Genomic DNA, 25,905 nt, shown 5'->3' with positions numbered 1-25,905 from the left:
AACGTCTCCGGTAGAGGCGGGGCCCCTTCTTAACACGCGCCGCCTCAGCGAGCCTTCGGCACCTGCCGGTTGAAGCGGGGACGCAACGCCAGGACCAGCGCGTCCTTCGTACCCTCGGGGTGGTCGGTCTCCAGCCAGCGGACCTCGCGCCGCCCCAGCCACCCGGCGATGTCGTCGCGGGTCGCGGCGCGGCCGGGCGTGTCGAGGAGCTGGCCGACCTGATCATGCAGGACCGACGAGTCGCGGTTGCCGGTGAGGTGCTGCCGCAGCCGGGAGCGCAGGTTACCGGTGTAGCCGACGTAGACGACCACACCACCGTCGAGCACCAGGTGCACGCCGGGCGCGGCCGGCGCGTCGGCAACGACCGCCATTGTGTACGGGCGGGGCGACGTGAACTCGGCGAGCAGCTCTTCGGTGTCCAGCACGCCGGGGACGGTACCGGCGTCAGCGCAGCTCCGCCGCCCCGCACGACCCGCCGTGACCATCCCGTAGCCCGCAGCGGCCAGCCTCCGGCAGCCGATGGTCGCACCAGACCCGATGCCGCAGGTGCTGTGCGTCCTCCTCGCTGAGCGTGGTCTCGCCGAAATCGACGGCATCCAGGTGCCCGAGCGACCGGGCGAGCGCGGCGGCCAGGTCGGCAGCGGCGTCCTGGCTGGTCAGCGTGGTCGGCAGATGGATGATCCAGCGCGGCTCAGCCATCGTGGCCGCGTCGCCGGCAGCCGTTGTGGCGGGACTGCCACTGCCGGAGGGCCTGACGGACGCGCTCCGATTCGGTGCGCGCGGTGGTCAGTTCCCGGTGCAGGCGGTCCATCTCGTCGGCGACCCGACGCAGGTAGTCGTGCACCTGCACCGGGTCCAGCCCGCGCCAGCGGGTGTCGAAGACGGCGCTGCGCACCTGGTACGCCTGCACCCGCTCCCCGGTCACGTAGATCACGACGCCACCATCCCGGCCGCCACGGCGTCGTCGGGCAACCCGGCCGCGGCGAGCGTCGCCCTCCCCCACCGGGCCAGCCGGCAGGGGTACGGGACGCGCTCGCTGCGGCACAGCGGTCCCTGCGGCCAGTGCTCAGGCACATGTACGCGCACGGCCAGCGCGGCGACGAGCAGATCCTCGTCGGTGACCGGGGTGAGGACGGGGAAATCGGCGAGTACGGCGGACATCGGCTGGCGCCTCCGGGTCGGTTCTCGTGGAGTGGCGCCGGAGCGGGCGGGGACGGCGGGAGCCGCGATCGGGGACACGGTTCCACCGGAGCCCGGCACCCGCCCCGGGCCATGCGCCGACTCTCGGTCCTTCCCGACAGGAGCCGCATGCCCTGATGATCGTGGTCGTCATGCACACACCGCATACGCTCGGTCACCGCCGCGAGACATCCGGCGATATGCACGGTGCGTATACCGGGCCGCTCCGAAACGGGTTGAATGGCTAGGCTCGACTTCGGACACAGGTTCTCCGAGAACGGCGAGGTTGCCGGTGACACCTGCGAACTGCCCCCGCTGCGGCGGGCGCTTGGCGCGCGACAACGACACGGGACGCTGCGCGCCGTGTCAGGCCGCCGAGCGCGACCGCCTCAGCACGCCGCCCGCGGTACCCGACTCGTTCTGGGACCATGAGCCGCTCCGGGCGGCGCTGGCCGGACGGCACCTCGGGCAGGTGATCCGGGCGTACCGCCACCACCCGTACCACGGGCGGAACCCGTTGCCGCAGAGCGTCGTCGCGGGGTGGCTGGGGATCACGCAGGCGCAGTTGAGCCGGATCGAGAACGGCCCCGCCCTGGTGCATCTCGACCGGCTGGCGCATTGGGCGATCGTGCTCCGCATCCCGCCGGGATCTCTCTGGTTCGCCGTCGGTCCAGACTCCCCGGTCAGCGCTCGGGCCGACGGGAGCCGCGCGGCACCAGACCTGGGCCGGCGAACCCTCCTGGCCGGCATCGCGGCGGTGTCGGCGGGAGCCGGGCTGGTCGGAGCCACTGAGGATCCCCGTCCTCGCCGCATCGGCAGCGCGGACGTGACTCGGCTCAATGCGGTGCTGGAGCTCTACCGGTCGGTCGACTACGAATGCGGTGGCGGTCTGCTCTATCGGGAGGTCGCCCGGTTCGCGGAGTCGGTGTACCGCATGCTCGACTGGTCACACTGGCCCGGGCTGACACCCCGCTTGGTCGCGGCCATCGCGGCGGCTCGACAGTTGGCCGGCTGGACCGCACTCGACGCCGGCCGACACGCGGACGCTCAGCGGCATTTCGCCGCCGGCGAGCGGGCCGCGATGTCCGGTGACGACGCTCCGCTGGCGGCCCTGATCCGCTATTCGCAGGCCAAGCAACTGCAACACCTTCGGCACAACCAGGACGCTCTGGCCGCTTTGCGGCTGGCACACGCTGAGCTGGGATCCCGGGCAACCCCGGCGGTGAAGGCGCTGCTCTGGGGCGCGGAGGCCGCCTCAACCGCCGCACTCGGCGACCACCGAAGCGCGCTGGCCCTCCTCGGCCGGGCGAGTGATCAGTTCGAGTGTGTGGATCCCGAGCGTGAGCCGGCCTGGATGGCCTTCTACGACCGTGGCGAGCTGCTCGCGCAGTACGGTCGCGTATACCGGGACATGGCCCGCCAGGTCGGCACTCATACGGCACAGGCTGTGCAGAGCGTCGAGGACGCGATTGTCGCCTTCGGCCCAGCGAACATCCGCAGCATGGTCCTGAACGAGGTCGGACTGTGCAGCGCGCTCTTCCTCGCCGACGAGCCTGATCGGGCCGTCAGTGTCGGCGTTCGTGTGGTCGAACAGTCGCGAGCGTTGAGTTCCAGGCGCGTCGTTGATCGAGTTGTCAATCTGCGTCGTGACCTCGGGCGGCACCGTCACCTTCCCGCGGTTGCCGATTTCGAGCGGACACTCATCGCCCGGGCGGCGGCGACGGTATGAGCGGACGGTTCTCGGAAGAGGCGATGACCTGTGCCATGCGGGAGATCGCGGCCAGTCTTGACGTGCCGATCCAAGATGCCCGGCTCCTGCGGCTCACCAACAACGCCGTGTTCGCGTTGCCTGGCGCGGGGCTCGTCATCCGGATCGCACGAACCCACCGGCTCCAGGACCGGGTGACAAAGGTCGTTCAACTGGCGCGATGGTTCGCCGAGCTGGGCGCACCGACGATCCGGCTGGCACCGGGCGTGACGCAACCGGCTGAGGCCGCCGGCTTGGTGGCCTCTGTGTGGACCTACGTGCCGCCGGCCGTGCCTGCTCCCACGGTGGATGACCTCGGCTCGGCACTGCGGCGGTTTCATGCGCTCGGACCCCCGCCCTTCCCGCTGGCCCACTGGGATCCGATCGGGGACGCGCGTCGACGCCTGGCAGATGCCGACGGGTTGAGCGCAGAGGACCACGACTACTTGATGACGTGGTGCGACCGCTTGGAGCCGCAGGTCGCCGATCTCAACCAACGCGTGGAGCAGTCACTCATCCACGGGGACGCACACGTCGGCAACCTGCTCCGGGACGCATCGTGCGGCATCCTGCTCTGCGACTTCGACGCCACTTGTCTTGGGCCTTGGCAGGTGGACCTGGCAGCGGTAGCTGTGGGCGAGGCCCGCTTCGGAAAGACCGGGGCGCATCGGGCGCTCGCCGAGGCGTACGAATACGACGTGATGTCCGACCGCAACTGGCCCCTTCTGCGAGAAGCCCGCGAGCTCAAAATGATCGCTGCTGCCACGCCGCTTCTCGCAAGTTCGGCGAGTGTTGCGGCCGAGTTCGCCAAGCGATTGCGGTCATTGGCGCAGAGCGAACACAGTCCACACTGGAAGCCATTTGCTGATCTCGTCTGATCGTCCTCGCGAAGCGACTGCCGTCAGGTGGGCCCGGCCGTGACGACGGTGGCCAGGACCTTGCGGCCCTCTTCGCAGGCAAGGTGTGTCTTGGTGGTCCATCCGCCCCGCGAACGGCCCAGCGCATGATCGGCAGGCTCGCGTAGATCCCACCCGGTGGTTCTTCTGCTGGCGCCCGTCACGACGGGCACCGGCCGCGTGTTGATGGCGCAGCTGATCGTGGAGTCGACGCTGACGCTCCAGTCGATGCGCCCGGCCGCATCGGCGGCAGCTCGCATCCCGGCCAGGATCCGAGCCAGGCGCCATCACGCTGCCACCGGCGGAACCACCGATACAACGTTTGCCATGGGGGCTTAAGGCGTGTTTCATAAGCCGGTCAGAGCCATTCGGTGATGATGGTGATGGTCAGGACGGCGTGGAACCGGACGGCCAACTTGTCATAGCGGGTGGCGACGCCGCGGTGGCGTTTGAGCCTGTTGATGCCGTTCTCGACAGCGTGGCGTAGCCGGTAGAGCTGCGGGTCGAACGCCGGTGGGCGCCCGCCGTGGGAGCCTTTGGCTTTGCGGTGGGCGTCCTGGTCTTTCTTGCTCGGGATGCACGCCCGGATCCCGCGAGAGCGCAGGTATCTGCGGTTGGCGCGGCTGGTGTAGGCCTTGTCGGCCAGCACCAGCATCGGTCTGGTCCTGGCCCGGCCGACACCGAGGCGGTTCACGCGGATGCGGCGCAGGACCGGGATGAACTGCGGGCTGTCCCCGCGATGCCCGGCGGTGACGATCAGGGACAAGACTTTCTGGCCCTGCTCACAGGCCAGATGCGTCTTGGTCGTCAGCCCGCCACGGGAGCGGCCCAGCCCGTGATCGGCCGGCTCGTCATGAACCCCGCCGGGTGGTTCCTTCTGCAGATGACCGTCGGTGCGGGCACCTGCGGCGTGCTGGTGAGCGCGACTGGTCATCGAGTCCACGCTGACCGTCCAGTCGATGCGTCCCCGGGCGTCGCCCTGCGCCTGCAACGCTGACAAGATTCGGTCCCACGTGCCATCGCGCTGCCACCGACGGAACAGTCCGTAGATCGTCGGCCAGGGCGCGTACTCCGCTGGCACGTCTCGCCACGGCGCACCGATCCGGATCCGCCACCGAATCCCGTCGATGAGCTGCCGTTTCTCCCACTTCGGCGGCCGACCGGTAGACGACGCAGCAGGCAGCAACGGGGCCAGGACAGCCCACTGCGCGTCAGTCAGGTCATGCCGCCTCGTCACCGCTAAGGTGGCCACGAGGTCTCCGGTGCATGGTGCTTCTTGGTCGTTGTACCAAGTACCGGAGACCTCTTCAGTTATCGATCACCGCCACGCCGTGACTTCAACCGGCCAACCCCGAGTTACGAAACACGCCTTAGTTCGCGGGCACGTCACGTCACGTCACGTCACGTCACGTCACGTCACGTCACACAGGTGCGTACCCACCACCGGATGCCGTCGATGATCTGCCCCCTGGTCCACTTGCACGGCCTTCACCACCGACGACTCCGCGGGCAGCAATGGAGGCAGGTGCCGCCACTGGACGTCGCTTAGGTGATGCCGCGCCGCCGCTAGGCTGGCCACGAGGTCTCCGGTATTCAGGTTTGCTTGTCGCTAACCCACTTACCGGAGACCTCTTCATCCATCGACCACCGCCACGCCGTACACGCACCAGTCCAAGGCGACTTACGAATGTGCTCTAGGCGCTTCCACCTGCGGCTAACACTGGGCCGATGGCGCGGGACGCAGGATCCAGTCCCGGAATGAAAACGCCTACCGGCGACCGACGCCGGAGCACCGACCGGGTGGCTTCAGCCCACAAGAAGGGCGCACCGCTGTTCAAGGCCGCATCAGAGAGCCACTGACGCAGCATCGCATCTGAGTGTCGAGTTTGGGACAGACGGCGTGACGGAAGCTTCTGGCGGCTATCTACGATCACCTCGTCACCGAGCAGCCGACGACGGAGTCTCGGGATATCGACAGTGACCTCCACCGTTGCGAGAAGCTGGATCCCGCCTGCGCGCATGAATCTCTGGTCCGGCAGGTCGGCCTGCCACAGCGCGCAGGTCACCCCTCTCGCAGCCACCGCGGAGGACCAGGTAGCGGCCGCTCAAGGCCTGCTGGATGCACAGCCGCACCGTCCAATCAGCTGGCTGCGCCTACTACTTGATCCGCCCTCGACGCTGCTCCCCACCGGCGCTCCCGGTCCACGCCGGCGCCAGCCGGGCATCGGCCAAGAGGCGGTCTCAACGGACGACCGGTAGACGGTGGCAGCGATGCCGGACCCACCGCACGCTGCCACTTCAACTCGCTGCAACCAGCCCTCGGACTCACCCCGCAGCAACCAACCGGGACCTACCACAGGTCTACGGATCTCCGCCGATACCAGTTGCCAAAGTGCATGGCCCTGCGATTACCAACCGGGACAACAGAAGGATAGAGCAGTTGCTCTGCCTCCATCGGTCATCCAGGCAACGTCCCGCAACGTTCAGATAGCGCATCTTCCGCTCCAGCGATCCGAGTGCTACTAAGGCTCTGTGAAGATCCCGCAGCCAGGGCCTCCGACGGCAGGGTCACGGAAGCTCATCCTTACGCGCCCTCCGGCCACAAGTGATGACGCCGTCGCTCTTCCCCGGCTGGCCAAGGCGCCCCTCAGGTCGGAGCGCTTGATGTCGACGAGTGACCCCCGCATCAGCGGCGCATGGGAGTCATATCGCAGCCTCCTGGACAGCGCTCCACCCCATCGAGTCACGCAGCAACTCCGCAGCCTCTTCGTCCCGGAGGACCTCATTGATGAGCTGATCAAACGGCATGAGGTAGAGACAACGAAGATCCTAGAGCTCAAGGAGCCCTTGGGTCTGGGGCGAGAAAATGCCACTCCGTGGTACGCAGGCCCTCGCAAGGACGACCGCAACTGGCCCGCCTTCAAAGCACATCTGCAGAAGACCCTTGACCAGGACGCCGTCGACGCGATCGACGACGCGTCCGACAAGGTCGTCGCCATGCTGGATCACCCAGCGACTCCCGCGTTCGACTCGCGTGGGCTCGTGGTCGGCCATGTTCAATCCGGCAAAACCAGCAACTTCACAGCCGTTACTTGCAAGGCCGCAGATCGCGGCTACCGCATGTTTATCGTACTCTCGGGCATCCATAATGCACTCAGGCGCCAGACTCAAGCCAGGCTCATCCGAGACCTCGTCCGTTTAAATCCGACACTGTGGCATCAGATCACGACACCTGAACACGATTTCATTCCGCCGGCCAACCCCGCAGCACTCCTCGCCGCCAAAGATCAACACCTACTACTGGTGGTTAAGAAGAATGCAGTTGTGCTGCGCAAGCTGAAGGAGTGGCTATCCAGTGCACACAGCCATCTCCAGAACTGCCCGGCACTCCTGATTGACGATGAAGCGGACCAGGCAACAATAGCAACGAAGACCATAAACCCTTTGATCGCCGGCGTACTCGAACAACTTCCGCGGGTCTGCTACGTCGGCTATACGGCTACACCTTTTGCGAATCTACTCACGGATCCAGCAGGCCGAGAAAGCTTTTACCCGAAAGACTTTATCCTGAGCTTGCCCAGGAACGAAGAGTACCAAGGCCCTGAAACGCTCTTTGGCCGCTCGCCGCTTGATGGAGAAGATCCTGCGGACGTGCCCGGCGGACTCGACATGATCAGGGAGATACCCGACAAAGAGGTGGGCAACTTGCGCCCGTCGCGCAGGGCGGAAATCGCAGCCTTCGAGCCACAAGTCACGCCATCGCTACGCAGAGCAATTCTTTGGTTCTGGCTGGCGACCGCCGCGCGGCGAGTACGATCATCGCGCGCAGACCACTCCTCCATGTTGATCCATGCCCACTCTGATACGAGAGTACACGACTCATATAAGGCTCCGTTAGAGCATTTCCGGAACGAAGTCGCGGAGCAGGTTGCGTGCGGCGACCGAGAGTTGGCTGCAGAGCTGCGGGAGCTTTGGGAAAGCGAGACTCGGCGCGTACCTGCCGATGAGCTCTGCGAGACTGAAGTAAGCTTTGCAGAAGCTGTAAGATTTTTAGAGAAGGCGATTGACGACACCAAGATAATCATGGACCACTATCGCAGCACGAACCGCCTCGACTACGAGTCGGGCGCGGCGACGGTTATCGCAGTTGGCGGTAACACACTTTCGCGTGGCCTCACCCTGGAGGGCCTAGTCGTCAGTGTCTTCGTCAGATCCAGCGACGTATACGACACATTGCTCCAGATGGGCCGGTGGTTCGGTTACCGGCCGGGATATAAAGACCTTCCGCGCATTTACATGCCGGCCGAGATGCGTCGGTGGTTTACTCACCTAGCAACCGTAGAAGCGGAGATGCGGTCCGAGATCGATCGACTCCTCGTCGAGCACAAGACCCCCTTGGAAATGGCGGTCCGCATACGATGCCATCCAAAAATGCGGGTAACGGCACCAAGTAAGCAGAAGGCAGCCGTCCGCGCAGCCGCCGCCTACGGGGGCGCCCTGGTGGAGAGTCGTTACTTCCCCGCTGGTCCGGACCACAAGGCGAAGATATGGCACTCCAACAACACTGATTCAGTCATGCGTCTCTTGGAAGCGAGCGCAGCAGAAGGCAAACAGGATGGATCGATGCCCCCCAGCCGCAGGTTGTGGCGGAATGTGCCGGGCGAACGAATCCTCCGATTCGTCGGAACGTATCGCTTCCACGAGAAGTCAACCGATGCGTCAGGACCGCTGATCTCCGCATACATCGCGAAGCGGATGGAAACCGGCGGCCTTCGCACATGGAACGTGGGCGTGCTCGGAATCGCTCCCGCGGATGACCCTCCAGAGGCCCAGCGACCTCAGGTAGAGCTTCCGGACGGCAGTGTAGTCGGTACGGTGGTACGCACTCGTTTGACCGCGTCCGGCAATGACGATATCGCCGACATCAAAACCCTGACCGGATCCCGTGATGAGGGCCTAGACCTGGACCTCGGCAAGCTAACTGACATCAACCGTGTCATCCTGCAGAATGAGCGTTCGAGACAACAGCCCGAGAAGGGCCTGGTCCTCCTCTACCCCATCGATTCGCTTTCGAAGGCCACCAGAAGAGATCGCGCAGATTTGAACATCGAAGGCGCGAAAGTGGTCTGGGGTGCCGCGCTCGTATTCCCAAAGCCAATGCGGGGCAATGACGTGGAGGTTGAGTATGATTATCTGGCGGCGGACCTTTCGCGAGTATTCCCTGCCGCGACTGACGACGAGCCAGAGGACGTCTCGGTTCTCCGCCAAGATCTCGACAGTGAGGTCTTCGCATCGTGACACTTGAGTTCCCTAGCCAGGAAGCGGCACTGCGACGCACCCTTGAGGCGATCTGGCAGGAACTGAGCGAAGAGCTCTCTCCCGCCGGTGGTGGAACGCTGCAGAGCGCGGAACTTGCGCTCTGCACTGCTTCTGGCCCTTTGCGCTTAGCACTAGACTCCTATGGGCTGCCGCACCTTTTGGTGCCGGTCGGCAGGGAAGTGAACAACCTCGAAGACAGGCGGAGTTCGGGGGTCCATCTCGCGACACGAACGCTAGTCGTCGGCGATGAGGCGATTACATTCCTTGATCTCGAATGCAGGCGCAGGTCCCTTGCTGGAGTATTCACTGGCCTGGTCGCTGACATATGCATGTCCCTCGCCCATTCGAACAATCCGGCGGAACAAGCAGTACCTAAGGTCTTGGAGGGTTGGCGCGCCCTCTTGGGCGGTCAGCAGAGGTGGACCCTTCAACGACTCGCGGGTCTCTACGGTGAGCTCCTGGTGCTAGAGCATCTCCTCTCCATCGATTCAGCAGCAGCTGACACATGGACGGGCCCGGGTGGGGCCGCTCATGACTTTCGCACCCATCGGAATGCCATCGAGGTGAAGACCACTACTTCGCCCCAGGGCCGGACTATTCATGTTCACGGGTTTGAACAACTAACACGACCGCCATCAGGGACCTTAAAGGTTGTGTGGCTGAAACTAGCCACGTCTGCACCTGGAAGCGCAGACGACATTCCAGCGATCGCGCAACGTTGCCTAAGCGTCGGCGAGCCGTACAAGATTATTTCGTGCCTGGAGAGGCTAGGAATATACTCCTTGACTGCTCCGGATCTCCAGGCCTCAAGCTTTTCGCTGGTCGACCAGCGACTGTTCGAGGTAGACGATAGTTTTCCGAGCATCACACCCGCCAGCTTCCCGTCGGGCCTAGTTCCGACAGGAATCTGTGGCGTCGACTACGTCGTCGACCTTGACACTGTCAGACACTCGGATTATTCGCTGCACCAGGGCGTGAGACAGTTTTTGGAAGCGTAGCTATGGCCGGATGGTATTCTCAGCCTTTTCGTCCTGATGGCGGAATAACGGGGGAAGGTCTCCTAAATCAGCTAGGTCGCCCCTCACTCTCCCTACTGACTGTTCTCGTTCGCGAGTCCGCACAGAACAGCTGGGACGCGAAAACCTCAGACGCTGTTTCATTTGGCCTCGATCTTGTGACGGTGTCCCCTGCGCATCGGCATGCATGGGTGGAACTACTTGCGCCGAACGCCCCCCCTTCCGCCAGCGCCCCTCGGGCACTTCCTGCACTGCTTCGCGGACCTACGATCCGATATCTAGCCGTTTCGGACCGTGGCACCTCCGGCTTAGGGGGGCCTACGCGATCAGATATATACGCAGAGCCGAACCAGCGGGGCTGGCTGTCATTCGTATTGAACAGTGGAGAACGACAGGATATCGACGGCGGAGGAGGGACTTACGGCTATGGAAAAGGAGCGTTCTTCCTGGCCTCGCGGGTCCGCACCATCCTGATCTACACACGGTTCCGTGATGGGTTTCGCATTCGTTCTCGGCTAATCGGTTCAGCGCTGCTGGGGTCAACTGTGTCGAAGGGGGTGCCGTACACCGGCCGCCACTGGTGGGGGCTACCTGGCACAACACATTGCGATCCGTTTTCTGATCAGGCCGCCGACACCATTGCGCATCGGCTGGGATTGCCGGGCTTCGGTTCGGGCCAAACAGGCACTACCGTTGTTGTACTCGATCCGGACCTTTCTGACCCGTCGGTCCCAGAAGACGAGGCCGGGGATATGTCTCCGGAATCCGCAGGGCGCCATCTGGCAGGCGCCGCTGCCTGGAATCTGTGGCCGCTTACTTTAGCCGATCGCTCGGTTCGTATGCACGTCTCAGTCTCCGTCCACGGCGTAGCGGTACCTGTTCCCGGTGAACACGACGACCCCGTTCTGGCCAACTTCGCGGCGGCGTATCGTGAAGCAACGAGCGAGCAGGCAACCACCGTTTCCTGCTTGCGACCACGACAAGATTTGGGACGCTTTGGCCTCCAAAATACATTCGGCTCGAAAACCGACTCTCCTGCCGCTGCCGAGTTGGGAATCGCAGGTTCCCCTCACCACGTAGCGCTCATGCGTCGCCCAGATCTCGTCGTTCAGTATCTGCCAGGCCCGCCCAAGCCCCATCCCGAGGCGGGATATACGGCTGTCTTCAAGGTGAACGACGAGGTGGATCCGATCTTTTCCAGGTCAGAGCCGCCGACACACGATGCGTGGGTTGACGCTCAACTGACAGGACGCCACGCAACCTACGTCAGGGTAGCGCGCAGACGCATTCTTGAACGGTGCGCAGCTATTGCACAGCCGAGAACACAGACTCCACAGACCGTTGCAGTGCCGGTCGGAGGGATTGCTCATCGGCTCGGATTCCTCGTCGCCAGCGTCGGTGGAAATGGGGCGGCCTTTCCCGCCCCTCCGACCGACGGCGTTCCCCATGAAGGGAGAGCGAACTTCGCGGCTTCGGCCGACGGCGGCTCCGGCGCAGGTGCCCGCGGGCGCGGAGTCGGTACACAACCTGGGCTCCGGGCCGGGAGGAAGCCGATCCTCATTGGCTCTCCATTCTTCGCCTCAAGGGCGGGAAAGGTGGTTCTTGTTCAGAGGGTGCGAGCTTTCGGTCCGGCCAGGCTTCGGGGCGAGGTCGGGGTGGTGACCGGTGAGGGTGCGTTGGAGACGGCTAGGCCTGTCGGAGGTGCCATTCCAGAAATCTTGGGGTGGCGCTCGGACGTGAGTGAGACGTGCGGCGAGTTCGTCGATCTTGGTGAAGGCACGAGTGAACTGGAGTTGCTGGTGCTGCCAATAGCAGATGCGGCGGTGTCAATTTCTGTCGAGAAGGTCGACAATGGTTAGATACGCTTACCCGTATCGCATGGCGAATGCTCACATCGCGGGGGATCCGTGGGTCCATGTAGAGGCCGGCGTGTCGGCTCCTGATCATATCAAGAGCTGGGATTACAGTACCCGTTTGCGGCTTGCTCGGCGCATGCGCATAGATCTGCCAGCCCTTCTCGCGGACTGCGGTTTGGACGTTGCAGCGTCGCTCGCGCTCAACGTGCGATACTGGCCGTCCACCTCCCTTATACGTCGCGCCGCGATATTTGTGCCGATACCGACGAACGGCATTCTGGGACCCATAGAGAGAATAATCGAGGTCGAAATCTTCGGCGCTGATCTCGCGGGCGACCTTACAGTGGAAACCACAATTGTTCTGGCGGCAGACACCAAGGATGCCGCCCCGTTCGTCGCCCGCAGAGCGGGTAGCGTGCTGTGGAGAGACTCCGCGTCGCTCAGCCTGGAAGGCGGGGCCGGCCTCCTACCGGTGGCTCCCGTTAGCTTCAAGGAGCAAGGTCTTCCAGAGCAAGCCGCTTGGTATATCAGCGTGGACTCAGCCCAATGGACCAGTGCCGCGATGGGTAACCTACTCGTCCTACTGAATGACGATAACGGAACGGTCGGGGAAGCTGTGCGCAATCCCGACGAGCCGCAGGCGTCGGTCCTTTGGGAGGCGCTCGCGGTGGATGTGGTGTGCGACTTGGTTGGCCGGGCGTTGGAAGACGATGAGTTCCCGGCGGAAGCAGACGCGGCGGACCGCGACGGGGAGGTGACTACTGCCGCTCTGGTTCACGGACTGATCAGGGTCTTCCTGAAGATGCCGAATGAGACGCTCAGGGATGCGATGGACCGGCTTCGGGGGGAGCGCAGGCGTGACCCATCTCAGTTGCGCGCCGCCGTGCAGAACAGCCTGTTGTTCCCGAAAGGGAGGAAGCCGTGAGCGTCCTATATCCGCGGCTGCTTCCGAACGAGGCGGAACGATTGTTTTCTAGCCTTCACGGCCGCAACCCTGAAGACATTGCAGCTTCGGCCAGTGTAATCTCCCGCCGAGCAGTTTATGCCGCAACCGGCGGCACTCGCGTCAGCCCTGATGAATTGCGCGCGCTTGGCAATGAGCTAGAGAGGCTAGCTGAAGCTGGCGGCTTCCCCAATCCGCCTACAACGGCCGCCAGAAACGAATTCGACAGAGCGACTGCCCGCTACCTGCACCAACGGTCGGGCATGGTTCCGGGCGAGGCGTCGCAGCGCCAGGTCTGGGCATTTCTTTCCCTCGTTCTGGTTCCCCACATATGTGCATGGCGATTTCCCATGCGCAACGGTCTTTACCTTCCGGACCGTTTCAAGGGCACCGACCTGACGAGACACAGTCTCGCTAGATTGTGGACGCGCGCACATGTGCTCTTTGATCCGTCCCTCGCGGATCCATACGAGCTATTGCCGTGGCTCGGGGAAGCCGACTTGGATCATGTAATGGCTCGTCGACGGTCAATTTCAACGACTCCTGGCTTGGTTCGCGCAATTGTTCGTTGCCACGCAGAGGACGCTGACATAGACGAAGGAGTGCCAGCGAGGGCCATCCATCGCGACTCCCTGAGGCGGCTTCTCCGCCTCACCGCCTTTCTGAATCTCGACTGGATGACGCAGCAAGAGCTCTTGGAGCTTGTCCGAGAACAGCGCAACGAGTCTAGACGGCTTATCGCCAAGACGAATCTTGGCATGGGCAACAGCAAGGGTCCGCGTACCTGACGCTCTATCTCTCAGGGTAATCTCTGCTCATGGCGACCCGTCTGCCCGTCCCGGCCTCGTCCGGGGTCTCTCGTCGAATGAGCCGCCAGCGCCGCAAGGACACAGCACCGGAGGTATCGATACGAAGGTTGCTCCACGCTCGCGGTTACCGCTATCGTGTGGCCTGGCCGGTGCCCGCCATGCCGCGACGTTCTATAGATATTGCGTTTACCCGCTTACGGGTAGCTGTCTTTATTGACGGCTGCTTCTGGCATTCATGTCCCGAACATCGCACCAAGCCTGCTTCCAACAGCGACTGGTGGTCTGAGAAGTTGAAAGCAAACCAAATCCGGGACTCCGAGACCAATGCGCACCTTGCAGGAATGGGTTGGTCAGTCATCAGGATATGGGAGCACGAGGATCCGACTGAGGCAGTAGAAGCGATCCTGAGCCAGCATCGCCGCGCGCTCCAGACGTCACGCAATGTTCAGCAGCCGATGACAAGCCGATAGAAGCCGTTCGCCCGCCCCTCACATCTGCTCGTCCAACGCGTCCGCTACGTGCTGGCCGATGGCTCTGGCGAGTTCGACCGGAACGGCATTTCCTATTTGACGGGCAATCTGGAGCTTGTTCCCGCACCAGACAAAGTCATCATCAAACCCCTGCAGCTTCGCTGCCTCGTAGTGGGTCAGGGCTCTGTCTTCGGTCGGGTGAAGATAGCGCCCTTTTTCCGGCTTAAAGAACTCCGTTCGGATCGTCACCGATGGGCGATCCCATCGCAGGCGACCCATAACGTCCGCTGCGCCTGTCGTGTGTTTCAACCAGCATGGCGACTTAAGATGGTCAGGGAGATCGAACCGATTCCCGCCCGCAGGGATCGCCTTGAACCGCTGGCGAGAAATTTCCTCGTAGTGACGAGTAATGTGAAGTGACCGGCTTGCAAAGGGCCCAGGGATCTTCTTGCCCCAGTACGTCTTTGAGCCCGATGGCAAACTTTTTCTTTCTTCGGGAACGAAGCGCGGCACATCAGCCAACGCCTCTGCCACCGTCTTCCATTTCGCTCGATTGAGGTGGGAAACCGGAATATCGATCGGCTTCAGATCGCGGTGTGTACCGATGACGATCGCCCGGCGTCGAATCTGCGACGAGCCGAAGGCTGCTGCGACGACGACATCCTCGCGCAGCTCGTAATCCCGCAGTTCCCCGCTCCCAGCAGCAGCTTTCATCTGCTGGTACTGGGCGCTGCGGAGGAACCTGCCCACGTTCTCGACCACGAATACCTTGGGTTTGATCAGAGTGAGTGCCCGCCAGTACTCTCGCCAAAGTTCGTTGCGGGGGTCATCATCGAGCCGCTTCCCCAGGTTAGAGAAGCCCTGGCATGGAGGCCCGCCCACGACAACGTCCGCCTCTGGCGCATGCCCTGCGTCCAGCCACTCGGCAATACCCTCAGGGCGGATGTGCTTCGAGCCAAAGTTTTCGGCGTACGTGGCGGCAGCAGCTGGGTCGACCTCAACCGCACCCACAGGATCATATCGACCGGTCTTTCGAAGGCCCTCCGTAAGCCCCCCACACCCGGCGAAGAGGTCCACGACACGGAAGATCTTCGGCATGGCAGTACACTAGCCGGCTCCACTGCCCCTAGCCAATGGGGGCTGGCCGACACGCGGTCCGCCTTCCGCAGCCAGAGCATCGTTCTGTGGAGCCGGGCTCCAGGGCCTTGCGCAGCCGCCTCGGGAACCTCAGCGCTAGATGCGCTTGCGGCCTGTATCGGGTGGCAGCCCTATACGACAAGCGTTGTCTGTGCCGACGGAACGGCCTTCGCTCCCGCCGAAATCGCTTCGCGTTCACGGGCCGAAGAGAGTGCCAGAGGGGCACTGAACTGGTCTAGGACGTGATGCTGCGTCGGGTTGAGGCGATGGCTGTGATTGAACAATCTCTCGGTCGCCACACCCGGGTAGGACAGCGCGCGGGTCGGTCGAATCCCTGGAGGACATGGTTGCTGGGTTGGCGCGGTGGAAGGAGCCAATGGAAATGCCGCTAGCGTGGGGGTCACCTGGTACAGGCAGCACCCGGCTCAGCAGCACCGCCACCGCCCCAGCCGCCACCCCCACCACCGTTCCGGTGACCAGGCTCGACATCGCCGCCGCACCCCGCAACAACGCCTCCCGCGCCCCCGGCGCCAGCCCGGCCAACCCCGGCGCGTCCATCCCCAGCGACGAGTCCCAGAACACCTGGTGACCGGCCGCCAGGAACACCCCGTACAGCGCCCCGATCACGACAAGCGTCAGGAACGGGCGCGGCGGGCGCCGCCACAGCACGGCGGCCACCCAGCACAGCGGCGGCCCGACCGCCAGCAGCGCGGCCACGATCGTGCCCTCCGGCACCACGTCCAGGTCGTGCAGAGCTACGCGCGGGGCGGCCAGCGCGGCGAGCGCGACCAGCGCCGGCCAGGAGAACCCGAGGGTACGGCGGGCCCCGCTCATCGCGTCACCTCCGAAGAAGCGGAAGACGAAACCGACGACGGTCCCGAAACCGGCACGGAATCCGATGCCGAGGCCGGCGCGGTCAAGCGCACGAACCGCAGCAGCGCGACGAACGCCAGTACGGCGGTGACCGCCCCTCCGGCGAAGCGCACCCAGTGCCCGGCGACGAACTCCGCCGCGACCTGCCGCAGGTACTCCGGCGAGTGCGTCCCCACCGGGTCCACGAACATGATCTCGTTGCGCGGCCAGAAGAAGACAGCCGAGAACAGGAACTCGCAGACGACGAAGACTGCGGTGGCACCGGCGACCCACCAGCGCAGCCGGCGGTCGCGCCAGGTGAGCAGCGTCGCGGCGACGCTGCTGAGGATCACCGACGCGCCGAGCGGCGGGAAGTAGTCGTGCGGGCCGCCGTGGACGAGGAACTCGCGGGCCCGGTCGAGGGAGGCGGGCGCGTCGTTGAAGATGTTCGGATAGAGCATGACTGTCTCGGCGGCCACCCCGCCGAACGACATCATCGATGCCCAGACCATCGCAATCAGGGCGATCCAGGTCAGTCTTGTGCGTACCACGAGGGTTCTCCTCACGAATTGGGGACGCCATCGACGCTAGGTCGGCAGCCGGCGGCCGTCGTCCGCGTGGCCGCGCGACCGGTTGTCGCTTCTCGGCGTACGCCTCGGGGTTGTCCCTGACGCCTGCGGACGACAGCGGCGAGGGGCCGCGCGGACCTAGGCTCGAAGCGTGCCCGACACCTCACCCGGACGCGCCGACGCGCTGCTCGCCGCGGCCACGCTCGGCCTGGTCGCGGTGGCCGTGGCGGCCGAGCGGCCCGCTGCCGGCGGCGCGGCGCTCGCCGTGCTGTTCGGCGCGGGGCTCGGCGGGCTGGTGCTGTGCGCCCGGCGGTGGCCGGTGCCGGCGCTGCTGGCCACGGCGGTCGCCATTCTCGGGTACTACGCGCTGGGCCTGCCGCCGGTCGGGGTGGCCGCCCCGGCCGCGGCCGTGCTCTACCGGGTGTCCGAACGCGGGCGGGTGGTTCCGGCCGCTGTGGTCGCCGGGGGTCTGCTGGCCGTGTCGGTGGTCGCGCGGCTGGCCGAGGGGGACGACATCGGCGTCGTCGTCGGTACGCAACTGGGCTCCGAGGCGGCGTTGCTGCTCGCCGTCATCGCCCTCGGCGACGCGGTACGCAACCGCAGGTCGCTGCGGGCGGCGTTGATCCGGCAGGCGGTCGCGGCTGACGAGGAGCGCCACCGGGAGGCAGCCCGGCAGGTCGAGGCGGAACGGCTGCGCATCGCCCGGGAGGTGCACGACACGCTCGGCCACACGATGTCGGTGATCACGTTGCAGTCCGCCGTCGCCCGGGAGGCGCTCGCCGACAGCGATCCGGCGCAGGCGGAGAGCGCGCTGGCCGCGATCCGGTCGGTGAGCGGCAGCGCGATGGCGGAGTTGCGGGCCACGCTCGGCACGCTGCGCCGCGAACCCGGACCACGGGAGCCGGTCCCCGGCTTCGACCAGATCCCGGCGCTCGTCGACGGCGTACGCCGCGGCGGGCTGGCTGTCGACCTGCGCGTCGAAGGGCAGGTGGACAGGCTTCCGGCGGTGGTGGGCAGCACTGTCTACCGGGTCGTGCAGGAGGCGTTGACGAACGTGCTGCGCCACGCGGAAGCCACCCGGGTCACCGTGACGGTCCGCGCCACGCCCGGACGGCTCACGCTTGAAGTGGTGGACGACGGTCGCGGCGGCCCACCCGCCGTGCGGACGGACGGAGAGGGTCAGGGCCTGCGCGGCATGGCCGAGCGGGTCGCCCTCCTGGGCGGCACCGTCGAAACCGGCACTGGCGAAACCAGCACCGTCGAAACCGGCAGCGCCGGTTTCCGCGTGGCGGTCAGTCTGCCGCTGGCGGGGGTGGCCGCGTGAGCCCGATCCGCGTCGTCCTCGTCGACGACCAGCACCTGGTCCGGACCGGCCTGCGCGCGCTGCTCGACCGGGCGCCGGACATCGAGGTGGTGGGCGAGGCGGGCGACGGCCGCAGCGGCCTCGCCGTGGTACGCGAGCAGCGACCCGACATCGTGCTGATGGACGTACGGATGCCCGGCGGAGACGGGCTGGAGGCGACCCGGCGGATCCTGACCGACCCGACGCTGGACGGCGTGCAGGTGGTGATGCTGACGACGTTCGACGACGACGAATACCTGTTCGAGGCGATCCGCGCCGGGGCGGCCGGTTTCCTGCTCAAGGACACCGCGCCGGACGCCCTGCGGGACGCGGTCCGGACGGTGGCCGGTGGCGACGCGCTGCTGTCCCCCGCCGTCACCCGGCGGGTGCTCGCGGCGGCGGCCCGCTCGCCGGCGGCCGACCCGGCGCGGCTGGCCGGACTGACGGCCCGGGAGCGGGACGTGCTCGCGCAGGTGGGCGCCGGGCGGTCGAACACGGAGATCGGGCAGGCGCTGTTCCTGAGCCCCGACACCGCCCGCACCTACGTGAGCCGGTTGCTGCAGAAGCTCAATGCCCGCGACCGGGCGCAGCTCGTCGTGATCGCGTACGAGAGCGGGCTGGTCCGCCCCGGCGAGGGTTGAGCCGCGCCGGGGCGGGTGGCCGTCAGACCGGCGCCGCGTCCGCCGGCTCGGGCGCCGCGTGCCGGCCGCCGCCACCGCCGTTGCGCCGTTCGTCGCCGTGCCCCGGCCACCACGCCTTGTGGCCGATGAGCCCGGTAAGCGCCGGTACGAAGAACATCGACATGACGAACGCGGACAGCACGATCCCGATCGCCACCGCGAAGCCCATCTGCTGGAGGAACGAGATCGGCGCGAGCATCAGCACCCCGAACGTGCCGGCCAGGATCAGCCCGGCCGCGGCGACTGTGGGGCCGGCGTGTTCCACCCCGATCGCGGCGGCCTCGTGCGGTTCGTGGCCTTCGCGCGCCTCCTCGCGAAGTCGGGCGATCATCAGGATGTTGTAGTCGGTGCCGATCGCCACCACGAACAGGTAGAGGATGATCGGCAGCTGGAACGTGACGCCCGGGTTGCCCTGAAGCCCTTGGAACACGTAGACGGTCGCGCCGAGCGTGGCGGCGAAGTTGAGCAGCACCGCGATCACCAGGTAGACCGGCGCGACCAGGCTGCGCAGCAGCAACCCGAGGATGAGCGCGATCAGGCCGGCGGCAACCGGCAGGATGACCGAGAGGTCCCTGTTGTTCGCCGAGTTGATGTCCGCGAAGATCGCGGTGGCGCCACCGACCAGGGCCTTGGTACCCGGCGGAGCTGCCGCGTGCAGCGCGTCCCGCAGGTCGTCGCGGACCAGCGTGATCGCCTCGTTGGACATCGGGTTCTCGTTCAGCAGCAGGCTGATCCGGGCGACGCTGGGGTCGGTGGCGCTGCGCTCCGGCGGCTGCGCCCGCCCGACGCCCGGCGCCTTGGCCGACGCGGCGGCGAAGTCGTTCACCTGCTGGTCGGTGAGCGGGGTGCCGTTGCCGGTGGTCAGGTAGACCTCGGTGGGCGCGAGCGCACCGGCGGCGAAGCCGCGCTGGAGGTCCTGTGCGGCCCGCGCCGACTCCGTGTCCTGCGGGAAGCCGGCGCTGAAGTCGTAGTCGGCCTTGTAGCCGAGCACCCCGGCGGCGAGCGCGACGAGCAGCACGCCGGAGGCGGCTGCGACGACGGCCGGGCGACGGCCGACGGCGGCGCCGAGCCGCCGGGACAGGGTCGCCTTCGGTGGCCGCTGCCACGCCTTCGACGGCCAGAACACCCACCGGCCGAGCAGCGACACCAACGCCGGGATCAGGGTCAGCGAGGTGACGAGCATGACGCCGACGGCGATGGCGAGCGCCGGGCCGAGCGAGCCGAAGAAGCCGAGCGAGGCGAGCAGCAGCACCAGGAACGCCACGATGACCGCACCGGCCGCCGACGTGATGACCTCGCCGACCCGCTGCACCGAGACGACCATCGCGGTGCGCTTGTCGTCACCGGCGCGCAACCGTTCCCGGTAGCGGAACAGCAGGAACAGGATGTAGTCGGTGCCGATGCCGAACAGCACGATCAGCAGGATGGTCTGCAGGTCCTGGCTGACGTTGAGGTCGAACGCCTTGCCGGCGGCGGCGACCAGCCCGGTGGTGACGGACATGACCACGCTGATCACCACCACCGGCAGCAGCGCGGCGATCGGGCTGCGGAAGATGATCAGGATCAGCCCGATGATGAGAATGATGGTGGCGACGCCGACCACCGCGAACGCGTCGTTGAACGTGTCCTCGTTGTCGACGAAGCTCGCCACGTCGCCGGCCACCCCGGCGGTCAGGCCGCTGCCGGCCAGGTCCGGCCCGAGGGCGGCACGCAGATCGCGTACGGCGTCGAGCAGGCCCGGGTCGTCCGGGCTGTCGGCGTCGAGACCGACCGTGACCACCTGCACCGACTTGTCCGGCGCGACGGCCTGCGTGCCGGTCAGGTAGCCGGACGTCTGCGGGATGTTCCGGGCCTTGAGCGCGGCGGCGAGCTGCCCCACGCGCGCCTCGTCGGCCGGGGTGAGCGGCTTACCGTCGCCACGCTTGACCACGACAGTGGCGGTGGCGGTGGCCGCCTGCGGGAACGACTTCTCGGCCAGCTCGGTGGCCTGCACCGACTCGTAGGAGCGCGGCAGGAAGCTCTCCTGGTCCGCGGAGGTGATGTCGCTCAGTGACGGGCTGGCGGCGATGATCGCTATCGCGGCGACGACCCAGCTGCCGATCACCCACCACGCCTTGCCCACGACGAATCTGCCCAGGCGCTCGAACATCGTTTCCCCCGTGTGTTCGGCTGTGTCGCACGCGATCCTACGCTGCGTGAGCAATCCCTTTCGGACGGCTCGCGGACTTTCGTCGATGATCCGGGTGCCCGAGACTCGGCTGATGAGCCTGCGGCTGCCCGGTCCCGGAGTCCTGACCGCCTGGCTGGCCGCGACCGTACCGGCGCCACTGATCCTCTTCGAGTGGACCCACAGGTGGGAGGAGGACCAGCCGGTCTCCACCGCGCTGTGGTGGCCCGTGCTCGCGGCGCCGGTGCTCGCCGCCGTGCTGGCGGCCCGCCAACCCCGGCGCCCCGCCGTGGCCGTCGGCGTATCCACGCTGGCCACGACCGTGCTTCTCGCCCTGTCGCTGGCCTTCTTCCGGTGGGTGGTTCCGCTGACCGGCGAGGCCCGCTGGGGGCGGGCGCTGCTCGGCGGCGCGGCGCTTGCTTTGGCCGGGGCGCTGATCGGGTACGCCGTCGGCGGGCGCCACCACCGCCGTGGCGGCCCGGCGTCGCGGCGCGGCTATCTGATCGGCGGGCTCGCCGTCGTGTTCGGCGCGCTGCTGGCGCAGAGCACGGTACGGCTCGGCGCCGAGGACAGCACGATCGGCGAACCCCCTCGGGAGTACGGCGGCGTCGGCCCCTACACGACGTCGGCGGGCCGGTTCACGGCGCCGGCCGCCGGGGCGTACGCGATCTTCGCGGAGGGCTTCTCCCCACCGGACCCGGACTGCCGGGTCACCGGAGGCGGCTCGGAGGTCCGGACGGCCGAACCGGTCTCCGTTCCACCGGGCGACTACGGCGGCGACGCCGCCACCTATGCCTGGGTGGCGACCGTGCGGGTGCCGACTCCGGGTACGTGGACGCTCGACTGCCGCACGACGGACCCGGAGGCGTCCTACGTGGTGGGTGACGTGCCGGAGATCCGAGGCGCGGTGGGCGAGATGATCCACTGGCCGGTGGGCGTGGTCTGGCTGCTCGGCGCGGTGCCCGGCCTGCTGATCGTCGCGGACACCGCCCGGCGACGGCGTACGCCCGGCCCGACGGAATTGTCGTAGAGGGCTCGTAGCCTGGCGCGGTCAACGACGATCGCAGGGAGGCGACGTGCTCGACCACTTCTCCGTAGCGGTGCGCGACCTGGCGGCAAGCGGCGCCTTCTACGACACGGTGCTCGCCCCGCTGGGCGCGCGGCGGCTCATGGAGCCCGGCCCGATCGGCTACGGCGTCGACAAGCCCGACTTCTGGGTGGAGCCCGCGCCGTCCGACGCCACGCCGGTGCCGGTGCACATCGCGTTCACCGCCGCCGACCGCGCCACGGTGCGCGCTTTCCACGACGCGGCTGTCGCGGCGGGCGCGGAAGTGCTGCACGCGCCGAAGGAGTGGCCGGAATACCACGCCACCTACTACGGCGCGTTCGTCCGTGACCCGGACGGCAACAACGTCGAGGCGGTCTGCCACCGGCCGGAGTGAGTCCGGTTGCGTCCGGGAGGCAGGATGGACCGGTGGAGATCGAACCGGTCGAGCACGCTCCGGTACGCGCCATCCGCCGGTCCTGGCTGGCACAGCGCTGGCACGACCTGGCGTTCCTGCACTGGGCGGTCCCGCCGGAGCGGGTGGCGCCACTGCTGCCCGCCGGCACCCGGCCGGACACGTTCGACGGGCTCACCTACGTCGGGCTGATCGGGTTCCAGATGGTCGGGCTGGGGCTCGGCCGTGGCCCGGGCGTGCCGTACTTCGGCACGTTCTGGGAGACGAACATCCGGCTCTACTCCGTCGACGGCTCCGGGCGGCGCGCTGTCGTATTCCGCTCGCTCGACGCGTCCCGGCTGGTGCCGGTGCTGGTGGCCCAGCTGAGCCTGCGCCTGCCGTACAAGTGGTCGGCGATGCGGCTGGACCGCTCCGGCGACACGCTCACCTACCGGTGCCGCCGCCGCTGGCCCGGTCCGTCCGGCGCGTCCAGCCGGATGACGGTACGCGTCGGCGCGCCCATCCCCGAGCCGACGCCGCTGGAGCACTTCCTCACCGCGCGCTGGGGTCTGCACACCCGCGCGTACGGCCACACCCTGCACGTGCCGAACTGGCATCCGCAGTGGCCGCTGCACAGCGCCGAGCTGCTGCACCTGGACGACGAGCTGGTCACCGCCGGGGGCCTGCCGGCACCGGACGGGCCGCCGGTGAGCGTGCTCTACTCACCCGGCGTCCCGGTCGTGTTCGGCGGCCCCACCACGGTCGGCTGACCGCCACCCGTTGCTGAGCACCTTGATCGACGCCAGGTCGCCGAAGTGGCGGCATCCGGCGTACCGGGACACCGCCACCTCCCCGACGTGGCGACGGCACGTCCGCGCGGCCCCGAGACAAGCGGCCCCGAGGCGAGCGGCGTCAGCGCACCGGGTCGTGGGTGCCGTGCGGCACGTCGGGGCGGCATCGGCGTACCCGGTCGGCGGCCATCCGACCGCCCACCGCCAGCCCGTACCGCTCCACCGCGGCGAGCCCGTACGTGCTGCACGTGGGCGTGTAGCGGCAGGTCGCCGGCCAGCGGTGCGACAGCCAGCGCCGATAACCGAGGATGGCGGCCCGTCCGGCGCGGTCCACGGCGGGTCGGCGCACGACACCGGCAGTCACCGAGCCGAGGGTGAGCAGCATCGAGAAGAGGCCCAGGTCGCAGCAGCCCGGCCCGTCACAGGTGGGCACGTCGCAGTTGCACCAGTCCCGGCTCTTCTTCTTGTTGTGGTGCCGCTTCCGAAAGATCACCACGTCATGATGCGACACGCTCGCCAGTGTCGATGTGGCGACCGGACCGGGTCCGGTGTGATCGGGTCGGTGGGCGTCCGGGAACCTAGCGTCGAAGGCGTCACCAGGAGGGAAGAAACGGGTGCTGGATCGGCTCAACGCCGCGCTGGACCACCTCGAACAGCGGCTCGACAGGCCGCTCGACGTGGCCGCGCTGGCCCGGATCGCGGGCGTGTCGGAGCACCACTTCGGCCGGCTGTTCTCGGCGCTGGCCGGGCTGCCGCTGTCGGAGTACGTGCGCCGTCGCCGGATGACGCTGGCCGGCGCGGACGTGCTCGCCGGCCGGGAGTCGCTGCTCGACGTGGCGGTCCGCTGGGGGTACGGCTCGAACGAGGCGTTCGCCCGCGCGTTCCGCGCCGTGCACGGCGTCGGGCCGACGCAGGCCCGGCACGCCGGTGCGGTGCTGCGATCCCAGCCCCGGATGTCCTTCCGGCTCGTCGTCGAAGGGAACACCAGCATGGACTACCGGATCGTGACCAAGGACGCCTTCCGGCTCGCCGGTCTCACGGCGCGGGTGCCGCTCGTCCACGAGGGGATGAACCCGCACATCGTGGCGTTCGTCAGGGGCATCGACCCGGCCACCGTACGTCGCATCGAGGCGCTGTCCGACCAGGAGCCGAGCGGGATTGTCAACGTCAGCGCCGAGCTGGCCGGTTCCCGCGACGAGGGCGCCGAGCTGGACTACTGGTACGCGGCGGTGACCGGCGCGGACGTGCCCGGCGACCTGGACAGCCTGCCGGTGGAGGCCGGTGACTGGGCGGTGTTCTCCAGTTCCGGCGCGTTCCCGGTGGCGGTGCAGCACCTGTGGCGGGCCGTGTTCACGTCTTGGTTCCCGTCCAACCCGTACGAGGCCCGCCCGGGGCCGGAGATCTCGCGGGTGCGGGTCGCCGAGGACGGCGGCACCGCCGACGCGGAGCTGTGGATCCCGGTCCGCCGGGTCTAGGGAGTAGCTGCCGCTCGCGCCAGCGCGGCCGGCACGTCGTGTACGTGGTACGGGTGCTCGCTCGGCTCGATGGCGGCGAGGAACATCGCGTACACGGCGGCCAGCCGCAGCGGCGCGACCGGCCGGAGCAGGTCGACGGCCCGGCGCGGGTCGCTGCCGGGCGCGTCGGTACGCCAGCGCCGCGCCCACGCGTCGACCAGCCGGGCGGCGGCGTCCGCGTCGACGTCCTCGGTCAGGCGCAGGATGTCGAAGGCGGGGTGGCCGACGAATGAGTCCGCCCAGTCGATCACCACCCGCCGCTGCCCGTCGCCGCGCACGTTGCCGGGGTGCAGGTCGCCGTGCACGAGCGTGTCCGGCAGGCCGCAGTCGCCGACCTGCCGCAACCGCCGGTCGAGCCCGTCGAGCAGGGCCGCGGCGGCCGACACGTCGTGCCCGGCCAGCCGCTCGCGGATCCAGTCCGCCAGCCCCGCCCCGCGCAGATCCGGCACCCCCGCCGCGACCAGCTCACCGACGACCACACACGCCCGCCGCTGCACCAGGTGATGCCCGGCCGCGATCGCGGCGCGCTCCCCCTCCCCGGCCCCGTACCGGTCCTGTCCCGGCACGTCCTCCAGCAGCATCCGCCCTTCCCCGTCCGCGGCGAGCACCCTCGGCCCGTTGATCAAGGAGTTCGTGTCGCCAGGGAGATCGTCACCGACACCAACTCCTTGATCAGCGGGGAAGGCCAGGAGCATGGGCTCGTGGCGGGCGAAAGGGGGGAGCTGCTTCAGCCAGGCGGGGCCGTGGTCGGTGTCCAGGCGCCAGATGGCGGAGAGATTCCAGGTGCGCTGCTGCGCCACCGCCGTCACTCGACGGCCGAGCCGGTGCAGCTCACCCGCCGCCCAGGCGACGCTGCGGTCCGGACCGCCGGCCTGCGCCCACGGCAGACGCAGCGGATGCGGCGCGAGGTCCACGGCAACCGGCTCCAGGGGTACGGCGGGCGCGTCGGCGGTCTGTGCCAGGTAGCGGACGTGGCCGCCGGGCGGCGCGGGACGGTCGGCGCCGAGCAGCCGCAGCACGGCGACCTCCAGACCGTGGCGACGCCGGACGGTGTCGACGATCGAGGCGGCTTCCTGCCACCACGGCTCTGGCACGTCGAACGGCGGCAGCGCGCCGAGCGGGCGGCCGGTGGCGTCGAGCAGGACGAGCGTCACGGTGCGGGACACGGCCGGACGGTAG

General features: G+C 67.4%; 25 protein-coding genes and 1 pseudogene. 14 read left to right on the top strand and 12 right to left on the bottom strand.

Going from position 1 to position 25,905, the window contains the following annotated elements; all coding sequences use genetic code 11:
• Window positions 1-44: 44 nt before the first annotated feature.
• The 4 genes from FHU28_RS08390 to FHU28_RS08375 are packed head-to-tail and all read right to left on the bottom strand — an operon-like array spanning window position 45 to window position 1,161.
• Window positions 45-425: a GIY-YIG nuclease family protein gene (locus tag FHU28_RS08390; RefSeq protein WP_184682502.1), complete on the bottom strand. Its 381-nt coding sequence runs from the start codon at window positions 423-425 to the stop codon at window positions 45-47.
• Window positions 426-444: 19 nt separating this feature from the next.
• Window positions 445-699: a hypothetical protein gene (locus FHU28_RS08385; RefSeq protein ID WP_184682500.1), complete on the bottom strand. Its 255-nt coding sequence runs from the start codon at window positions 697-699 to the stop codon at window positions 445-447.
• Window positions 692-934: a DivIVA domain-containing protein gene (locus FHU28_RS08380; RefSeq protein WP_184682498.1), complete on the bottom strand. Its 243-nt coding sequence runs from the start codon at window positions 932-934 to the stop codon at window positions 692-694. Before FHU28_RS08380 ends, FHU28_RS08385 begins: the two co-directional genes overlap by 8 nt.
• Window positions 931-1,161 carry a hypothetical protein gene (locus FHU28_RS08375; protein ID WP_116504297.1) on the bottom strand — a complete coding sequence of 77 codons (231 nt, stop codon included), beginning with the start codon at window positions 1,159-1,161 and terminating at the stop codon, window positions 931-933. The genes FHU28_RS08380 and FHU28_RS08375 overlap by 4 nt, the downstream gene beginning before the upstream one ends.
• Before the next feature lie 346 nt (window positions 1,162-1,507).
• Between FHU28_RS08375 and FHU28_RS08370 the strand changes: the two genes are divergently transcribed.
• Together FHU28_RS08370 and FHU28_RS08365 are read left to right on the top strand one after the other, a co-directional pair.
• The gene (locus FHU28_RS08370; protein WP_260412861.1) at window positions 1,508-2,908 is read left to right on the top strand and encodes a helix-turn-helix domain-containing protein; all 1,401 of its coding nucleotides are present in this window, start codon (window positions 1,508-1,510) and stop codon (window positions 2,906-2,908) included.
• A complete protein-coding gene (locus FHU28_RS08365) occupies window positions 2,905-3,804 on the top strand; it encodes a phosphotransferase enzyme family protein (protein ID WP_184682494.1) in 900 nt (299 codons plus the stop codon). Before FHU28_RS08370 ends, FHU28_RS08365 begins: the two co-directional genes overlap by 4 nt.
• 32 nt (window positions 3,805-3,836) lie before the next feature.
• On the opposite strand, the pseudogene FHU28_RS08360 reads toward FHU28_RS08365, so the two are convergent.
• Window positions 3,837-4,153: pseudogene (locus FHU28_RS08360) on the bottom strand (transposase family protein); the annotation flags it as partial.
• A gap of 27 nt (window positions 4,154-4,180) precedes the next feature.
• Entirely contained in the window at window positions 4,181-5,059 is an 879-nt protein-coding gene (locus FHU28_RS08355) for an IS5 family transposase (protein WP_376700856.1), read from the bottom strand.
• Between the two features lie 1,427 nt (window positions 5,060-6,486).
• Here FHU28_RS08355 and FHU28_RS08350 point away from each other — a divergent pair.
• From FHU28_RS08350 to FHU28_RS08335, 6 genes are all read left to right on the top strand, one after another.
• Entirely contained in the window at window positions 6,487-9,120 is a 2,634-nt protein-coding gene (locus FHU28_RS08350) for a Z1 domain-containing protein (RefSeq protein WP_184682492.1), read from the top strand.
• Window positions 9,117-10,139, top strand: a complete 1,023-nt coding sequence (locus tag FHU28_RS33240) for a PD-(D/E)XK motif protein (protein WP_184682489.1) — start codon at window positions 9,117-9,119, stop codon at window positions 10,137-10,139. The genes FHU28_RS08350 and FHU28_RS33240 overlap by 4 nt, the downstream gene beginning before the upstream one ends.
• A gap of 1,754 nt (window positions 10,140-11,893) precedes the next feature.
• Window positions 11,894-12,016 (top strand): hypothetical protein, encoded by a 123-nt coding sequence (locus FHU28_RS32465; protein WP_260026159.1) that lies wholly within the window; start codon window positions 11,894-11,896, stop codon window positions 12,014-12,016.
• Between the two features lie 19 nt (window positions 12,017-12,035).
• On the top strand, window positions 12,036-12,938 hold the full coding sequence (locus FHU28_RS08340) for a hypothetical protein (RefSeq protein WP_184682487.1): 903 nt from the start codon (window positions 12,036-12,038) through the stop codon (window positions 12,936-12,938).
• The gene (locus FHU28_RS33235; protein ID WP_221453150.1) at window positions 12,935-13,744 is read left to right on the top strand and encodes a DUF6339 family protein; all 810 of its coding nucleotides are present in this window, start codon (window positions 12,935-12,937) and stop codon (window positions 13,742-13,744) included. The genes FHU28_RS08340 and FHU28_RS33235 overlap by 4 nt, the downstream gene beginning before the upstream one ends.
• Window positions 13,745-13,773: 29 nt before the next feature.
• Entirely contained in the window at window positions 13,774-14,235 is a 462-nt protein-coding gene (locus FHU28_RS08335; RefSeq protein WP_184682485.1) for a very short patch repair endonuclease, read from the top strand.
• A gap of 18 nt (window positions 14,236-14,253) precedes the next feature.
• On the opposite strand, the gene FHU28_RS08330 is transcribed toward FHU28_RS08335, so the two are convergent.
• From FHU28_RS08330 to FHU28_RS08320, 3 genes are all read right to left on the bottom strand, one after another.
• Window positions 14,254-15,333: a DNA cytosine methyltransferase gene (locus FHU28_RS08330; protein ID WP_184682482.1), complete on the bottom strand. Its 1,080-nt coding sequence runs from the start codon at window positions 15,331-15,333 to the stop codon at window positions 14,254-14,256.
• Between the two features lie 234 nt (window positions 15,334-15,567).
• Window positions 15,568-16,206 (bottom strand): hypothetical protein, encoded by a 639-nt coding sequence (locus tag FHU28_RS08325; RefSeq protein WP_260412860.1) that lies wholly within the window; start codon window positions 16,204-16,206, stop codon window positions 15,568-15,570.
• Window positions 16,203-16,775, bottom strand: a complete 573-nt coding sequence (locus tag FHU28_RS08320; RefSeq protein ID WP_311773543.1) for an anthrone oxygenase family protein — start codon at window positions 16,773-16,775, stop codon at window positions 16,203-16,205. The genes FHU28_RS08325 and FHU28_RS08320 overlap by 4 nt, the downstream gene beginning before the upstream one ends.
• A 169-nt stretch (window positions 16,776-16,944) precedes the next feature.
• Here FHU28_RS08320 and FHU28_RS08315 point away from each other — a divergent pair, with 169 nt between their 5' ends.
• Both FHU28_RS08315 and FHU28_RS08310 read left to right on the top strand, forming a co-directional pair.
• Entirely contained in the window at window positions 16,945-18,117 is a 1,173-nt protein-coding gene (locus tag FHU28_RS08315) for a sensor histidine kinase (protein WP_184682480.1), read from the top strand.
• Complete coding sequence (locus FHU28_RS08310) at window positions 18,114-18,776, top strand: response regulator transcription factor (RefSeq protein WP_184682478.1); 663 nt, start codon at window positions 18,114-18,116, stop codon at window positions 18,774-18,776. Before FHU28_RS08315 ends, FHU28_RS08310 begins: the two co-directional genes overlap by 4 nt.
• 22 nt (window positions 18,777-18,798) lie before the next feature.
• Here the strand turns inward: FHU28_RS08310 and FHU28_RS08305 are convergent, their stop codons facing one another.
• Complete coding sequence (locus FHU28_RS08305; RefSeq protein ID WP_184682475.1) at window positions 18,799-20,964, bottom strand: MMPL family transporter; 2,166 nt, start codon at window positions 20,962-20,964, stop codon at window positions 18,799-18,801.
• A 112-nt stretch (window positions 20,965-21,076) separates the two neighbouring features.
• Between FHU28_RS08305 and FHU28_RS08300 the strand changes: the two genes are divergently transcribed.
• Genes FHU28_RS08300 through FHU28_RS08290 form a run of 3 tightly spaced genes read left to right on the top strand, consistent with a single transcriptional unit; the run spans window position 21,077 to window position 23,191 of the window.
• The gene (locus FHU28_RS08300) at window positions 21,077-22,012 is read left to right on the top strand and encodes a hypothetical protein (RefSeq protein ID WP_184682473.1); all 936 of its coding nucleotides are present in this window, start codon (window positions 21,077-21,079) and stop codon (window positions 22,010-22,012) included.
• A gap of 46 nt (window positions 22,013-22,058) precedes the next feature.
• Window positions 22,059-22,424 (top strand): VOC family protein, encoded by a 366-nt coding sequence (locus tag FHU28_RS08295; protein WP_069087558.1) that lies wholly within the window; start codon window positions 22,059-22,061, stop codon window positions 22,422-22,424.
• 32 nt (window positions 22,425-22,456) lie between these two features.
• A complete protein-coding gene (locus FHU28_RS08290) occupies window positions 22,457-23,191 on the top strand; it encodes a YqjF family protein (RefSeq protein WP_184682471.1) in 735 nt (244 codons plus the stop codon).
• A gap of 142 nt (window positions 23,192-23,333) precedes the next feature.
• On the opposite strand, the gene yidD is transcribed toward FHU28_RS08290, so the two are convergent.
• Window positions 23,334-23,705, bottom strand: coding sequence for a membrane protein insertion efficiency factor YidD (gene yidD / locus FHU28_RS08285; protein ID WP_311773542.1), 372 nt, complete (start codon window positions 23,703-23,705; stop codon window positions 23,334-23,336).
• Between the two features lie 121 nt (window positions 23,706-23,826).
• Here yidD and FHU28_RS08280 point away from each other — a divergent pair, with 121 nt between their 5' ends.
• Complete coding sequence (locus FHU28_RS08280; protein ID WP_184682468.1) at window positions 23,827-24,687, top strand: AraC family transcriptional regulator; 861 nt, start codon at window positions 23,827-23,829, stop codon at window positions 24,685-24,687.
• Here FHU28_RS08280 and FHU28_RS08275 read toward each other — a convergent pair.
• The gene (locus tag FHU28_RS08275; RefSeq protein WP_184682466.1) at window positions 24,684-25,892 is read right to left on the bottom strand and encodes an aminoglycoside phosphotransferase family protein; all 1,209 of its coding nucleotides are present in this window, start codon (window positions 25,890-25,892) and stop codon (window positions 24,684-24,686) included. The two genes, FHU28_RS08280 and FHU28_RS08275, sit on opposite strands and share 4 nt — an antisense overlap.
• Window positions 25,893-25,905 lie beyond the last annotated feature (13 nt).

Origin of the sequence: Micromonospora echinospora (assembly GCF_014203425.1) — a bacterium.
Taxonomy (GTDB): Bacteria; Actinomycetota; Actinomycetes; order Mycobacteriales; family Micromonosporaceae; genus Micromonospora; species Micromonospora echinospora_A.
Note: the sequence above shows the minus strand (reverse complement) of the source record. Positions and strands in the feature narration are given on the sequence as shown.

Bases quoted from the DNA above. Each gene is read 5' to 3' on its own strand.
- FHU28_RS08385 (WP_184682500.1), bottom strand. From the start codon at position 699: ATGGCTGAGCCGCGCTGGATCATCCATCTGCCGACCACGCTGACCAGC.
- FHU28_RS08375 (WP_116504297.1), bottom strand. From the start codon at position 1,161: ATGTCCGCCGTACTCGCCGATTTCCCCGTCCTCACCCCGGTCACCGAC.
- FHU28_RS08365 (WP_184682494.1), top strand. From the start codon at position 2,905: ATGAGCGGACGGTTCTCGGAAGAGGCGATGACCTGTGCCATGCGGGAG.
- FHU28_RS08350 (WP_184682492.1), top strand. From the start codon at position 6,487: ATGTCGACGAGTGACCCCCGCATCAGCGGCGCATGGGAGTCATATCGC.
- FHU28_RS08340 (WP_184682487.1), top strand. From the start codon at position 12,036: ATGGCGAATGCTCACATCGCGGGGGATCCGTGGGTCCATGTAGAGGCC.
- FHU28_RS08335 (WP_184682485.1), top strand. From the start codon at position 13,774: ATGGCGACCCGTCTGCCCGTCCCGGCCTCGTCCGGGGTCTCTCGTCGA.
- FHU28_RS08330 (WP_184682482.1), bottom strand. From the start codon at position 15,333: ATGCCGAAGATCTTCCGTGTCGTGGACCTCTTCGCCGGGTGTGGGGGG.
- FHU28_RS08325 (WP_260412860.1), bottom strand. From the start codon at position 16,206: ATGAGCGGGGCCCGCCGTACCCTCGGGTTCTCCTGGCCGGCGCTGGTC.
- FHU28_RS08305 (WP_184682475.1), bottom strand. From the start codon at position 20,964: ATGTTCGAGCGCCTGGGCAGATTCGTCGTGGGCAAGGCGTGGTGGGTG.
- FHU28_RS08300 (WP_184682473.1), top strand. From the start codon at position 21,077: ATGAGCCTGCGGCTGCCCGGTCCCGGAGTCCTGACCGCCTGGCTGGCC.